The 13,383-nt window shown below is 67.8% G+C and carries 7 protein-coding genes and 4 pseudogenes; 5 read left to right on the top strand and 6 right to left on the bottom strand.

The features are described from left to right. Positions 1 to 88: 88 nt before the first annotated feature. The 4 genes and pseudogenes from OGH68_RS26855 to OGH68_RS26870 form a co-directional block, all read right to left on the bottom strand. Complete coding sequence (locus OGH68_RS26855; protein WP_264247559.1) at positions 89 to 502, bottom strand: hypothetical protein; 414 nt, start codon at positions 500 to 502, stop codon at positions 89 to 91. A gap of 279 nt (positions 503 to 781) precedes the next feature. After that, a complete protein-coding gene (locus OGH68_RS26860; RefSeq protein WP_264247560.1) occupies positions 782 to 1,231 on the bottom strand; it encodes an SMI1/KNR4 family protein in 450 nt (149 codons plus the stop codon). 136 nt (positions 1,232 to 1,367) lie between these two features. Then, positions 1,368 to 2,179, bottom strand: a pseudogene (locus OGH68_RS26865) (IS5 family transposase). 190 nt (positions 2,180 to 2,369) lie between these two features. Then, positions 2,370 to 3,200: a helix-turn-helix domain-containing protein gene (locus OGH68_RS26870; RefSeq protein ID WP_264247561.1), complete on the bottom strand. Its 831-nt coding sequence runs from the start codon at positions 3,198 to 3,200 to the stop codon at positions 2,370 to 2,372. Positions 3,201 to 3,306: 106 nt separating this feature from the next. On the opposite strand from OGH68_RS26870, the gene OGH68_RS26875 reads away from it, so the two are divergent. Beyond that, the gene (locus tag OGH68_RS26875; RefSeq protein WP_264247562.1) at positions 3,307 to 3,678 is read left to right on the top strand and encodes a cupin domain-containing protein; all 372 of its coding nucleotides are present in this window, start codon (positions 3,307 to 3,309) and stop codon (positions 3,676 to 3,678) included. Between the two features lie 9 nt (positions 3,679 to 3,687). Here the strand turns inward: OGH68_RS26875 and OGH68_RS26880 are convergent, their stop codons facing one another. Then, the gene (locus OGH68_RS26880; RefSeq protein WP_264247563.1) at positions 3,688 to 4,560 is read right to left on the bottom strand and encodes a helix-turn-helix domain-containing protein; all 873 of its coding nucleotides are present in this window, start codon (positions 4,558 to 4,560) and stop codon (positions 3,688 to 3,690) included. Between the two features lie 13 nt (positions 4,561 to 4,573). Here OGH68_RS26880 and OGH68_RS26885 point away from each other — a divergent pair. Next, positions 4,574 to 9,484, top strand: a pseudogene (locus OGH68_RS26885) (ricin-type beta-trefoil lectin domain protein); the annotation flags it as partial. After that, positions 9,481 to 10,035: a hypothetical protein gene (locus tag OGH68_RS26890; protein ID WP_264247564.1), complete on the top strand. Its 555-nt coding sequence runs from the start codon at positions 9,481 to 9,483 to the stop codon at positions 10,033 to 10,035. The pseudogene OGH68_RS26885 and the gene OGH68_RS26890, both read left to right, overlap by 4 nt. A gap of 93 nt (positions 10,036 to 10,128) precedes the next feature. Here the strand turns inward: OGH68_RS26890 and OGH68_RS26895 are convergent. Then, a pseudogene (locus OGH68_RS26895) lies at positions 10,129 to 10,938 on the bottom strand (penicillin-binding transpeptidase domain-containing protein); the annotation flags it as partial. Between OGH68_RS26895 and OGH68_RS26900 the strand changes: the two are divergent. Both OGH68_RS26900 and OGH68_RS26905 read left to right on the top strand, forming a co-directional pair. Beyond that, positions 10,938 to 11,171 (top strand): annotated as a pseudogene (locus tag OGH68_RS26900) (NUDIX hydrolase); the annotation flags it as partial. The pseudogenes OGH68_RS26895 and OGH68_RS26900 sit on opposite strands and share 1 nt — an antisense overlap. Positions 11,172 to 11,377: 206 nt before the next feature. Then, positions 11,378 to 13,336, top strand: coding sequence for an acyl-CoA dehydrogenase family protein (locus OGH68_RS26905; protein WP_264247565.1), 1,959 nt, complete (start codon positions 11,378 to 11,380; stop codon positions 13,334 to 13,336). Positions 13,337 to 13,383: the final 47 nt, after the last annotated feature.

A 13,383-nucleotide genomic window follows, 5' to 3' on the forward strand; every position in this document is an offset into this window, starting at 1 on the left:
CGGCGACTCGCCGCGGTGGTTGGTTCAGTCCGTCGCGTTACCCAAAAAGGCCGAGAGGGAGATCCCCCTCGGCCACTCGCCTGCTCGGCTACTTCGAGATGACCGCGCGGAGTGTTCCGGCAGTGGTCGCCTCGAACTCACCGAAGCCGGTTGTACCGTCCGCGAACTGTACGAAAGCCCGAGCCCCGGACATGTCGAGGACCCTCACCCCGGCTGACGGGGAGCCGGTGAAATCGGGATCGATTCCGGTGAACGACACCTGCTCTCCGGGAGAGAAACCGGAGAAATTCGCAAGCACGACCTCGGTGTCCACACCGGCCGTGCTCGTGAGCGTCGCGGGGCCTGCGAAGCTGCCCATGCTGTCCCAGGTGACGGGGAACTTGGCCGTACGGCCGCTGATACCCACCGATTGAACCTGAGAACTACTCCCGTTGCTGAGAGTGAGGTTGATGGAGAATGAGTTCAGCGGACCAGCGAATGTGGCCACGACTTCTTCAGCCATGTGCGATCTCCTGTCCCATCATTGCAGGGCTTCAATTCGGCCCGTGCGATTGCTCTCATGATGCGCACACTTCGGCCTCGACGGTAATAGCTGAGGACAAGCAGAAGGGAGCAAAGTATTTTTGAAGGAGAAATCAACTGTGGCTCGCACATCCCCTCACTGCATCATTGCGCCGTTTCGCTGCGCCGCTGGATGGGTATTTCAAGCACTGGATAGTCGGATGATATGAGAAAGGCGAGTGGCTGACAGCGGCTAACAGAATGAGCCCCGCGGGCTGCTCTACAGAGATCCCGGCTCGCCGTCGGCGATGAACCGCGTCAGGGATCCCTCCAGCAGTTCCAGAAATTGCCGCAGGTCGTCGGCTACCTTGTCGAGCTCTGGTTCGTCCAGTGATGCCGTCCGCGTCCGATGAACCGACCCATCAGGACCTGCAACGTAGGAGAGGCCACCTCCGTTCGAGCCGATGGCGACCATCTGGTCCGCGTCGGCATCGACAGCGCCGTGCTCCTGGAGTCGCAGAAGGACGTCGCTTGCCGGGTCGAGGAAGTATCCGTTGCCGACGTCCGCCCAGGTCACGTCACCGATGCTGTCGTAGAAAGTGACCAGGTCGGCCTGGATAAGGCCCGCTTGGGCAAGCGTGCGAGCCGCGGTTCGAGCATCGCGGCTGGCCGGCCGGACCTCGTTAGGACCGGGGGGAAAGCCGTGCCGACGCTCGAACTCGTCTGTCATTGCCGCGAGGGTTCCGGAGACTCTGTCTGTCCACGAGGCCAGCCAGGCGGGTGAAAGCGAACGGTCACTCATGAGGCCGGATCATGGCATGAGCCACGGACATCCATGAGGTGACCGGCGGCCTTGTACCCCAACGTCAGCGCAATGCCCTGAGTTGTCGGTGAGTGATGAGGCAGCAGGCGAGCTTGAGGAAGGCTTCGTGGATGTCGGCCCGCCGTTCCCACCTGATCCGCAGGCGTCGGAAGCCGTGCAACCAGGCAAAACTCCTCTCCACGACCCAGCGGTAGGTGCCCAGCCCGGTGCCATGCCGGGTGCCGCGGCGGGCGATCGCGGGCACGATGCCACGGGCGCGAACCTGGTCGCGGTAGATGTCGTGGTCGTAGCCGCGGTCGGCGAACAGCGAGTCCGGCTTGCGGCGGGGACGGCCGACCCGGCCGCGGACCGGTGGGATCGCGTCGAGCAAGGGCAGTAGTTGGGTGACGTCGTTGCGGTTGCCGCCGGTCAGTAGGACAGCCAGCGGGGTGCCGTGCCCGTCAGTGATCAAGTGGTGTTTGGAGCCAGCCCGGCCCCGGTCAACCGGCGAGGGGCCCGTCTGGCTCCCCCTTTTAGCGCCCTGATGTGGGAGGAGTCGACCACGCAGCGGGACCAGTCCAGCCGCAAGGCCGCGTTCAGTTCGGCCAGCAGGACCTCGTGCAGTCGCTGCCAGACGTCGGCCTCGTTCCAGTCCCGTAAGCGGCGCCAGCACGTCATGCCCGAGCCGAAGCCGAGGTCTTGTGGCAGGTACTCCCACTGGATCCCGGTGTGCAGCACGTACAGGATCCCGCACAGCACCTGCCGGTCCGGCAGCGGCTTGCGTCCCGGGTGCCGAAAGCGTCGCTCGCGCTGCGGAACAGCGGCTCCAACCGGTCCCACAGCTCATCCGACACGATCCATGGCGACCTTCCCCACACCGAACCGAACGCTCAACTACCTCCCTGGACACGGCCGTCAGGACCGAGCCACCTCATTGTGTTAGCCGCTATGAAGCGTTTACGAAAGCCATAAAAAGGCGCTAGTGCTCTGACCGCATAGGTTCGCCGGGTTGATCTGCAAAGGCGGAGGCCATTGGGGCGTTTGGAGGCGAGCATCCGATGCGGGCTCAGGAGGTAGTTGGGTACGAACCGGTGCGAGTGCGCTGGTAGCGCGCGGGCGTGGTGCCAACGTGGCGTGTGAAGTGTCGGTTGAGGTGGGCCTGGTCGTGCAATCCAACGGTTGTGGCGACCTCGGCGGGTCGGTGGCCGTCGAGGAGGAGGCTACGGGCGTGTTCGATCCGCTTGCCGGTGAGGTAGGCGTGTGGCGGAAGGCCGTATGTCTGCTTGAAGCAGCGGATCAGGTGGGTGGGGTGGGCATGCAGGGTGGCCGCGGCCTCGTGCAGGGAAAGGCCGGCGTGGGTCCGTGAGTCCAGTAGTTCCCGCAGCTGAGCGGCGAGCCGGTTTGCCTCACGCCCCGGTGCGCGGGGCTGGAGCGCAGCGAGGTGGAAGTGGAGCCGTTCTCTGATGAATGAGAGGCGGGACTCGGCTTCGAAGGCGTCTTCGGGATGGACGAGAGCGGTGTGCAGCTGGTCGATCCGGCCGCGCAGTAGTTCATCGTTGAGGACCGGGGTGTCTGCCGCCCGGCCGGCCAAATGCTGCGGGAGTACGGAGTCGTCAAGGTAGAGGTTGCGCTTGCGGAACCCGGATTCGGTGACGGTCCGACCGTCATGGGGGACGCCGGGAGGCAGCAGGAGGACGTTGGTGCTGCCGGTCGCCCCGTGGCGGTGACGGTCGAGTGCGAAGTCCACGGAGCCGTCGTCGAGGATCATCAGGTCCCACGTGTCGTGGGTGTGGGCCGGATATGCGTGGTCGGTGAAGTGGGCGTGGAAGACCTCGGCGATCCCGGGAACCGGCGGCCGCCAGGCGCTGATGGACGTGCGGGGGCGGTCAGAGGCCATGCCAGGAACGTACAAGACCCGCGGAGTCGGGACGCGGCAGGCTCGTCACACCGGCCGAGGGCCTGAGAGGCCGCTTGCGGTGCCCGGTCTTGAGGAGGGATTCCATATGTCCACGTCAGCTGTTCCCGTCAACCTCGTCGACAAGCTCGCGCAGTTCAGCGAGCTGTGGTCGCAGAAGAAGGTGGCGGTGCTCAACGACTACGAGGTCAAGCTGGCCAAACTGAAGGGGGAGTTCGTCTGGCACACCCACGAGGACACCGATGAATTGATCCTGGTCATCAGCGGGCGGCTCACCATCCGGCTCAGGGATGGCGATGTGGTGTTGGAACCCGGCGAACTGTTCGTGGTTCCCCGCGGGGTCGAGCACTGCACCGCGGCCGACGAGGAGACCGCGATCCTGTTGCTCGAACCGGCTGGAACGATGAACACCGGTGACGCAGGAGGGCCGATGACCAAGACGGCCGAGAACCTTAGCTGAGGCGGGCCGTCAGGCCGCGGCCTTGAGTGGTCGTCCACCCCAGCGGATGCCCTTATCGCTGCGGACGCGGGCACGTTCGCGTCGTTGGGCGGCCAGGACGTCGGGATGGCGGGTGTTCTGATTGCGCCAGCGCAGATAGCGGTGCAACTCCTGTGTGTGAACGGTGTGGTTGGGGTGGTTCGAGTTGGCGAGGGTGAACTGCCGCAGTGGCCCGAAGTGCGCCTCGATCGGGTTCGCCCAGGACGCGTTCGTCGGGGTGATCCCTTTGCGGCGCCGGTTGACGCCCCACAGAGTGTCGTTGCCGACCGAGTAACAGCCGTGGAAGTACGTGACCCCGTGGGTGCGGTGGAAGGTCGCCGCCAGCCGGTCGGGCCTGCCCTTCTCCGCCCAGCAGGCCCCGGCAGTGGGGCGGATGCCGAGCGGCCCGAACTCGTCGAAGGCGAGAGTGCGATCGGGCCGCTCGGCCAGCGCGTACTCGATCCGGTCCAGCTTGGCGTCGAAGTCTGGGTCGCTTGATTCCTCCCAGGTCTTGGTCCGTTGAAATGTCACGCCGCGACGGTGAAGCAGGCAGCGCAGGGCCTCGCGGCCGATGCGTATCGGACGGGCGACGTTGCGCCGCAGATGGTCGGCGAGCTTGCGGATCGACCAGCGGGTGAAGGGCTTGCCGAGTTTGGTGGGGCGGCTGGTGGCCGTCTGGATGACGAACTCCTCGTCGTCAGGGGTAAGCAGGCGGGGACGGCCTCCCGCCCACTGAGGGTCCAGGCAGGCCAGCCCGATCTCGTTGAAGCGGTGGATCAGGTCACGGACGGTGTCCTCGTCCGCCTGCACCAGATTCGCGATCACCAGCGCGGTGTTTCCGCCCGCCGAGGCCAGCAGCATCATCGCTCTACGGAGTACGGGTGACGACAAGCGCACGCTGCGGACCGTGCGGACCAAGACGACGTACGAGTCGACCTATGGTCTGCCGATCCTGGTGGAGTCGCTCGGCGATGCCGACGCCACCAAGACCAATGACGATTCCTGCACGAAGCTGGAGTACCTGCACCACACCGGCAAGAACCTGATCGGTCTGTCCAAGCAGGTCCTGGTCTCTCCGACGCTCTGTGCCAACGCCGACTGGGCCGATCTCAGCACGTTGAGCGGCGCCACCCGTACCGCGTACGACGGCACCGCGTACGGCACCGCTCTCAGCGCCACGACCCGCGGTCTCGCGACCGAGACCTGGTCGCTGAACGACAAGGGCACCGGTTTCCAGACCGGCGGCACGGTGGTCTTCGACGCCATCGGCCGTGTCACCAAGCAGATCGACCCGGATCTCAAGGAGTCCTCGATCACCTTCGACCCGCCCACGGGTCAGGTGTTCAAGATCACCCAGACCAATCCGCTCGGCCACACGCAGATCCAGGAGCTCGAGCCGGGGCGCGCTGTCACGCTGAAGACGACCGACGCCAACGGGCACGTCAGTGAGGCGAAGTTCGACCCGCTGGGCCGGCTCGCCGAGGTGTGGGCCCCGGGCCGCACCCCGACTACGGGTGCCGTGCCGGACTTCCGCGCCGAGTACGTGATCCCGGCCGAGGAGACCGACCCGACCGACCCGGACGGCCGCAAGATCCGCAAGCCTCCGTACGTCACGACCTACAGCCGTGGCTACGAGGACCGGGTCGAGAAGGCCGTCACGATCTACGACGGTCTGGGCCGCGAGCGCCAGACACAGGAGGAAGCTGACGGCGGCGGCCGTCTGATCACCGACACGCTGTACAACACGGCCGGTGAGGTCTACCAGACCAACAACGCCTACCTGAACCAGGACGACCCGCGCGGTGAGCTGTTCACGCCGCGCGCGGACACCACGGTTCCGAACATCACCCGCTACAAGTACGACGGCCTCGGCCGCGTGCTCGAGGAAATGCCGGTCCTCAAGGTCAAGCTCACCGGCACGACCGAGGCCATCTCCCAGCCGGTCCCCGAGAAGGCGACCCGCTACGAGTACGGCCCTGACTGGTCGAAGGTGATCCACCCGGAGGGGAACTCCTCCTACCGCGTCTACACCGATGCCCTGGGCCGCACCGTCCGCACGGACACGTTGAACCCGGCGGCGCCCGACGGCTACACGTCGACGCGCTACGAGTACAACAACCGCGGTCAGGTGGCCAAGGCGACCAGCTCGGTCGACCCGACCCACCCGTGGTCGTGGACGTACGACAAGCGTGGCCGGATGGAGACCGCGACCGACCCGGACACGGGCACGACGCGGACCGCGTACGACCACCGCGACCGGATCCTGACCACGACCGACGCGCGTGGCACCACGATCTGGAGCGGCTACGACGAGCTGTCCCGGCCCAAGGAGCAGCGTCTGAGCAGCTCCACGGGCACGCTGCTCGCCGCGTTCTCGTACGACTCCGTCGCAGGCGGCAAGGGCATGCCCGCCTCTGCCACCCGGTACACCGACGGCCTGGCGTACACGCAGAAGGTCAACGGCTACACCAGCGACTACCAGCCCACGTCTACGACGCTGTCGCTGCCGCCGACGCTGGCTAGCACCTGGGGCCTGCTGCCCGAGTACAAGTACGACTACAACTACTCCGACAACGGCATGCTGGAGGAGGCGAACCTCCCCAAGGCCGGCAAGTTCGACGCCGAGAAGCTGGTCATCCGTTACAACAAGGACGGCAACCCGGTCTCGATCTCGGGTAAGGACTGGTACGGCTCGGAGACGGTCTACTCGCCCTACGGCCAGGTCATGCGCTCGACAATGGGCGCCCTGCCGTACCGGGTGTGGACCCAGAACTCGTACGACGAGTCCACCGGTGAGCTGCAGAAGCAGATGGTCTACCGGGAACAGACCCCGCTGGTCAACAACAACCTGGTGTCGAACCGCGAGTACACCTACGACCCGGCCGGCAACGTCACGGGCATCCGTGAGCACGCCACCGGGATCGAGGAGCGGCAATGCTTCACCTATGACCCGCTGGGTCAGCTGAAGGAGGCCTGGACCTCCAAGGACCAGACCGCCTGTACCTCGCCGACCAACACCGACGGCACCCTGAACGTCGCCGCTGGCGCGGACACCTCCGGCTACTGGCAGCAGTACGAGTACGACCTGCTGGGCAACCGGACCAAGCTGGTCGAGAAGGACCTGACCGGCGCCACGGCAAAGGACTCGACCACCACGTACGGGTACGGTGTGGGCGCGGCCAAGAGCCAGCCGCACACCCTGACCAAGGTGTCGAAGACCTACACCACCCCCGCGGATGCGCGGGTCAAGGCCGAGGCCGAGCGTTTGTACGAGCTCACGGGTCAGACCAAGTCCGTCGCCTCGATCGAGAACGGTGACAAGCAGACGCTGTCCTGGACGGCGGACGGCAAGGTCGACCGGATCACTGGTGCGGGAACCGGCGGCCAGACCCCGTACGTGGGCCTCGCCGACAAGTGCCTCGACCTCAAGAGCGGTCTCGCGGCCGCCGCACAGCCGATCCAGCTGTACAGCTGCAACACCTCCGTAGCGCAGAGCTGGAAGTTCACGCCCACTCCGGGCACGGAGACGGCTCCGCAGACCGACCCGAACCGGGGCACCCTGTCGGTGTACGACAACTGGTGTGTCCAGCCGGCCGCGAACACGGCCGGGTTTGCGGTCCAACTCCAGAAGTGCAATGGCGTGGCCGCGCAGGAGCTGAAGCGGAACACCGCCGGTCAGCTCACGCACATCGCGTCGGGCCTGTGCCTGGCGGTGCAGGGCGCCAACTCGGCGAGCGGCACCCCGATCGTCCTCGCCGCCTGCGACAGCACCTCCGCCGCGCAGCTGTGGGCGCCGCAGAACGACACCCGTCACATCTACGGCCCCGGCGGCGAGCGTCTGCTGACCATCAAGGGCAAGCAGGCCACCCTGCACCTGGGTGACACCGAGGTCACCGTCCAGCAGGGCGGCGTCCTGGTCAACACGCAGCGCACCTACACCACCCCCGGTGGTGCGGTCATGCGCTACGCCTACGGCACGGGTACGGATTCACTGGTCGGCCTGACCAGTGACCACCAGGGTTCGACGTACGCCGAGGTCGCCATGAGCGGCACGATGGCGGTGCGAATCCGCAAGCAAGACCCGTTCGGCAACCAGCGCGGCGCGGGCATGGTGGCTGTCAACCTGCAGGCCCACACCGGTTTCCTCAACAAGACGCGGGACGACTCCTCCGGCTACACGCTGCTGGGCGCCCGTCAGTACGACGCGGTCGTCGGACGCTTCCTGTCCGCCGACCCGCAGATGGACCTGAACGACCCGCTGCAGGCCAACGGGTAGAGGCGGCGGCCCTCGCGGGCGCGGGCCTGTCCGCGGCCCAGGTCGCGCAGGCGCAGGCCACCATGGGCAAGTCCCTGACCTCGGTGATCCTCGCTGCTGCCTGGAGCATCCTGAGCGACTTCATCGGACTCAGCGACGCCATGGCCTGCTTCGGCGGCGACATGTGGTCCTGCGGCAGCCTGATCATCGGGGCCATCCCGTGGGCCAAGCTGGGCAAGATCCCGTCCGTCCTGAAGGCCGTCAACCGGACGATCGACGCCATCCAGGCGTTCAAGAAGGCGAAGGCGGCCGCCGAGGCCGTCCTCAAGGCCGCCAAGGCCGCCGAGGCCGCGGCCTTGAAGGCCAAGAAGGCGGCCATCGAGAAGGCGAAGAAGGAGGCCGCGCAAGGCCAAGAAGAAGGCAGCCGAGGCCGCCAAGCGGAAGGCCGAAGCGGCGGCGGCCGCCAAGAAGAAGACCGGTAACCCCGTCCAGAAGCAGTCCCAGGCCAAGGCTGCGCCGAAGCCCTCCTCCCAGTCGGGCGGAAGTAAGGGCAGCAAGCCCAGCCAGTCCAAGCCGGGTGGCAGCTCCGGTGGCTCCTCCCGCAGCAGCGGTGGCTCCAGCGGCGGCGGCTCCGGCAAGGCCGGCTGCAACAGCTTCGTGCCCGGCACGAAGGTGCTGATGGCCGACGGCTCCACCAAGCCGATCGAGAAGGTCAGGACCGGCGACAAGGTCCTCGCGACCGACCCGGAGACCGGGGAGAACCGTGTTGAGACAGTCACCGCGGAGATCAAGGGCCAGGGACTCAAGCACCTGGTCAAGATCACCGTCGACACCGACGGCAAGGCCGGCTCGAAGACGGCCCAGGTCACCGCGACCGATGGCCACCCCTTCTGGGTCCCCGAGCTCCGCGCCTGGCTCCAGGCCACCGACCTGACGTCGGGCCAGTGGCTCCAGACCAGCGCCGGCACCCGGGTCCAGATCACTGCGATCCAGCGCTGGACCGCCCAGGCGGCCACGGTTCACAACCTGACGGTCTCCGACATCCACACGTACTACGTGATGGCGTCGGCCACCTCGCTCCTCAACCACAACGACTCCTGCCCGACGGCAGGAGAGGGGCCCCCGGAGCGTGACCCGTACTCGCCCGAGCTCACCACGAAGCGCCGGGGCGAGAACGCCGCCAACTGGTCGGAGATCCTGAGGGAAGTCCACAACACCGTGAACGGTGTGGAGGACGGCTCGATCGCCCAGCGGACCAACGCGAACGGCCTGGACTGGTTCGATGCCCGCAGGCCCAACGGCGGCTACAACACCAACCACCCGTGGTACGGCGCGACCATCTACACGGGCGTCGGCAACGGCCGGAGTACGAATTCGAACAACACGTTGACACGTGTGCTCGTGCGCGCAGACGGCGTGGTCGGGTACGTACTGGGACACAACTACAATCAGATTTACGAGTACGGATACGCCGGGCGTCTGCCTGGCAGACACAACCGTCCGCCGCAGAGTTGGTTGAACGCACACTCATGAAATCTCTCGCCGCAGCGGGTCTGCTGATAGTTGACGGATGGAGTGAGCCCGAAGGGCTCATTCCGCCCCTCATCGCCGGCCAGGCACCGAGCTGCCCACCTGAGGAAGGCCGCGTCGAGGCCATGCTGGACATCGACGACCCGCTGCTGCACGAGAAGGCGAACGCCGACTGGTACCGGCTGTCGGTCGAAGGAGGGCTCTTCTCCGAGACCGACCGCAGGTTCCTGCTCGCGCTCAGCGCCGGGGAGGACGTCCCCGCGCGGTGGATCTGCGTCGAGTTGCAGAGCTCGTGGGACATCATGGGGAAGGGTGCTGCCGGGCTGCTCGGCAGCGCGCCCTGCCGACCCGAGTTCAGCATGCTCTCGCTCGACGGCAACGTGCTGTGCTTCGCGACGACGTGGGAGCACGACATCAGCACCTCCGTGCTGCCGGCGCCGCATCGTTCGCAGGTCCTCCGACGGTTCGCCGAATGGGTGGCCAAGGGATCGATGGACGAGCCGGACGAGCCGCCGTGGAGCACGGAGGCACGCCGCTGGCTCGACAGCCGCTAGGAGTGCGGCCGGGCCGGTCACCCCGGCCCGGCCGCACCGGCGCACGTTCGGGAGCCCCGACCGAAACATCGGTCGGGGCTCCCACCTTTTCCCCTACGGACGTGCCCGCCCCGCCTTCTCCAACCACAATGCCTCCGCCATCACCGCCTTCGCGATCGGCGCCGCGCTCCTGCCCCCCACTGATGTCCCCCGGCCGGCCTCCGCGTCCTCCACGCCGACCGCCCCGCCCGCTGGGCCGCGACCGCCGCCTGCGCCCAGGCGATGAACCAGGCGTACGGCGTCCCGGTGTTGCCGAGGCCGTGCTGGGCCGTGCCCGTCCTGCCGCCGATGCGCGCCCCGGGGGTGGCCGCGTTCGTGCCTCCTTCGACCGCCTCGACCATCAGCCGCTGCAGCTGGGGGGCGGTCGAGGGGCGCATCGCATGGCGGTGGCTGCGGCGGCCGGTGGCGTCGACCGTCGTGCCGCCCGACGTCGTCGTCCGCTTGACCGGATACGCGTGCGCGATCTCCCCGTTGTCGGCGACGGCCGCCGCCACCATAGCCATCTGCAGTGGGGTTGCCGTCGTGTTGAACCGGCAGATCGACGACAACGCCGGCTGGTCGTCGCTCATGTCCATGCCGAAGTCGGACCTCGCGACCCAGGAGCGCATCGTGACGCCCGGACCGTCGAAGCCGAACCGCTGTGCCGCGTCCACCATCCCGCCAGGCCCACCTCCACCCCCGGCCCGGCCATCAGCGTGTTGCACGACCACTGGATCGCGTACGCCGGCGAGGCGTCCCAGCAGCCCTTCGCCGCGTTCGGGAGCACCTGCCGGTTCCCGGCAGGACGAACAGGGCCGGGGTGTCCGTCGCCGCGTCGACGTCCGTCACCACGCCCGCGTCCAGGGCCGCCGCCGTCACGATCTCCCGGCCGGCCCGAGTTCCAGAACGTCGGCATCCTCTACCAGGTCCGCGTCACCGGCGTCCGGCTCCGCCCTGAGCCGGACGGCCGTACCGCCGAGTCGGTCTGGACTCCGATCCCGAGGTCGCCCGCCTCGGCCGGTCGTCGTTGCACGACGTCGGCCTCGCCCTGGCTCAGACCGTTCCGGCAACCGGCCCTGTCCCTCCCGTACCGGTTCGGCGGCCTGATCCGGCACTGAGGCCGGGTATGCCGTGGTCACGAGGCGGCGCGCAGGGAAGCGCGCTGATCCGGCCGGGGCACGCTGTGCGCGGCCCACGGCGGGTCCCTTTTGCTCCCCCTGCCGTACGCGGGCTGGTGGAGGTGCCCCGAATCGGGTACTACGAACGAGTAGCACCGTCCGGTACACGCCCTGGGCGGTCCCCGATTCGCGGCGAGGTGAGCCTCATGTCCGCTCCCACGGACAAGCCCCTGCACAAGCCCCAGACCCCGAAGATCAGCGAGCGCGAGGCACGAGAGGTCGCGGAGGCGGCGCGCGAACAGGACTGGCGCAAGCCCAGTTTCGCCAAGGAGCTGTTCCTCGGACGCTTCCGGCTCGACCTGATCCACCCGCATCCGACGCCGACCGGTGAGGCCACCCGGCGCGGCGAGGAGTTCCTCACGAAGCTGCGCGAGTTCTGCGAGACGAAGATCGACGGCGCGCTCATCGAGCGGGAGGCGCGCATCCCCGACGAGGTGATCAACGGGCTGCGCGAACTCGGCGCGCTCGGTATGAAGATCGATCCCAAGTACGGGGGCCTCGGCCTCACCCAGGTGTACTACAACAAGGCGCTGGCCCTCGTCGGCTCCGCGAACCCGGCGATCGGCGCGCTGCTGTCCGCGCACCAGTCGATCGGCGTGCCCCAGCCGCTGAAGCAGTTCGGCACCGACGAGCAGAAGGAGAGGTTCCTGCCGCGGCTGGCCCGCACCGACATCTCGGCCTTCCTGCTCACCGAGCCCGACGTCGGGTCCGACCCGGCCCGCCTCGCCACCACCGCCGTGCCGGACGGCGACGACTACGTCCTCGACGGCGTCAAGCTGTGGACCACCAACGGTGTCGTCGCCGACCTCCTTGTCGTTATGGCCCGGGTGCCGAAGTCGGAGGGGCACAAGGGAGGCATCACCGCGTTCGTCGTCGAGGCGGACAGCGAGGGCATCACCGTCGAGAACCGCAACGCCTTCATGGGCCTGCGCGGCCTGGAGAACGGCGTCACCCGCTTCCATCAGGTGCGGGTCCCGGCGGCGAACCGCATCGGCCCCGAGGGCGCGGGCCTGAAGATCGCGCTGACCACCCTGAACACGGGCCGGCTCTCGCTGCCCGCGATGTGCGTCGGCGCCGGCAAGTGGTGCCTGAAGATCGCCAGGGAGTGGTCCGAGGTACGCGAGCAGTGGGGCAAGCCCGTCGCGAGGCACGAGGCCGTCGGCGCCAAGATCTCCTTCATCGCCGCCACCACGTTCGCCCTGGAAGCCGTCGTCGACCTGGCCTCCCAGATGGCCGACGAGGACCGCAACGACATCCGCATCGAGGCCGCCCTCGCCAAGCTGTACGGCTCCGAGATGGGCTGCCTGATGGCCGACGAACTGGTCCAGATCCGCGGCGGACGCGGCTTCGAGACGGCCGAGTCACTGGCGGCGCGCGGCGAACGGGCCGTGCCAGCCGAACAGTTGCTGCGCGACCTGAGGATCAACCGCATCTTCGAGGGCTCCACCGAGATCATGCACCTGCTCATCGCCCGCGAGGCGGTGGACGCGCATCTCGCCGTCGCCGGCGACATCATCGACCCGGACAAGCCGATGTCCGCGAAGGCGAAGGCCGGTGCGAACGCGGCCGCCTTCTACGCCCGCTGGCTGCCCAAGCTGGTCACCGGCCCCGGCCAGCTGCCCCGTACGTACGCGGAGTTCCACCCCGCCGGACACCGCGACCTGTCCGCGCATCTGCGCTACGTCGAGCGCAACTCGCGCAAGCTGGCCCGCTCCACCTTCTACGCCATGTCCCGCTGGCAGGGCCGCATGGAGACCAAGCAGGGCTTCCTCGGCCGGATCGTCGACATCGGCGCGGAACTGTTCGCGATGAGCGCCGCCTGCGTCCGCGCCGACATGCTCCGGGCGTCCGGGGACCACGGCCGCGAGGCGTACCAACTCGCCGACGCCTTCTGCCGGCAGGCGAGGATCCGCGTCGAGGAACTGTTCGACCGCCTCTGGTCGAATACCGACGACCTCGACCGCCAGGTGGTGAAGGGCGTCCTGTCGGGCACGTACACCTGGCTGGAGGAGGGCGTGATCGACGCCAGTGGCGAAGGTCCCTGGATCGCCGACGCCACCCCCGGCCCGACGGTGAAGGAGAACGTCCACCGGCCGATCCGCTGACGGACCCGCCGGTGCGCCTTCGGGACTCCCTGTCCGAGCGGACAGGG

The organism is Streptomyces peucetius, from assembly GCF_025854275.1.
Taxonomy (GTDB): domain Bacteria; phylum Actinomycetota; class Actinomycetes; order Streptomycetales; family Streptomycetaceae; genus Streptomyces; species Streptomyces peucetius_A.

Excerpts from the sequence above, each read along its gene's own strand:
- OGH68_RS26855 (WP_264247559.1), bottom strand. The coding sequence starts at position 502 with ATGGCTGAAGAAGTCGTGGCCACATTCGCTGGTCCGCTGAACTCATTC.
- OGH68_RS26860 (WP_264247560.1), bottom strand. The coding sequence starts at position 1,231 with ATGACAGACGAGTTCGAGCGTCGGCACGGCTTTCCCCCCGGTCCTAAC.
- OGH68_RS26870 (WP_264247561.1), bottom strand. The coding sequence starts at position 3,200 with ATGGCCTCTGACCGCCCCCGCACGTCCATCAGCGCCTGGCGGCCGCCG.
- OGH68_RS26875 (WP_264247562.1), top strand. The coding sequence starts at position 3,307 with ATGTCCACGTCAGCTGTTCCCGTCAACCTCGTCGACAAGCTCGCGCAG.
- OGH68_RS26880 (WP_264247563.1), bottom strand. The coding sequence starts at position 4,560 with ATGATGCTGCTGGCCTCGGCGGGCGGAAACACCGCGCTGGTGATCGCG.
- OGH68_RS26890 (WP_264247564.1), top strand. The coding sequence starts at position 9,481 with ATGAAATCTCTCGCCGCAGCGGGTCTGCTGATAGTTGACGGATGGAGT.
- OGH68_RS26905 (WP_264247565.1), top strand. The coding sequence starts at position 11,378 with ATGTCCGCTCCCACGGACAAGCCCCTGCACAAGCCCCAGACCCCGAAG.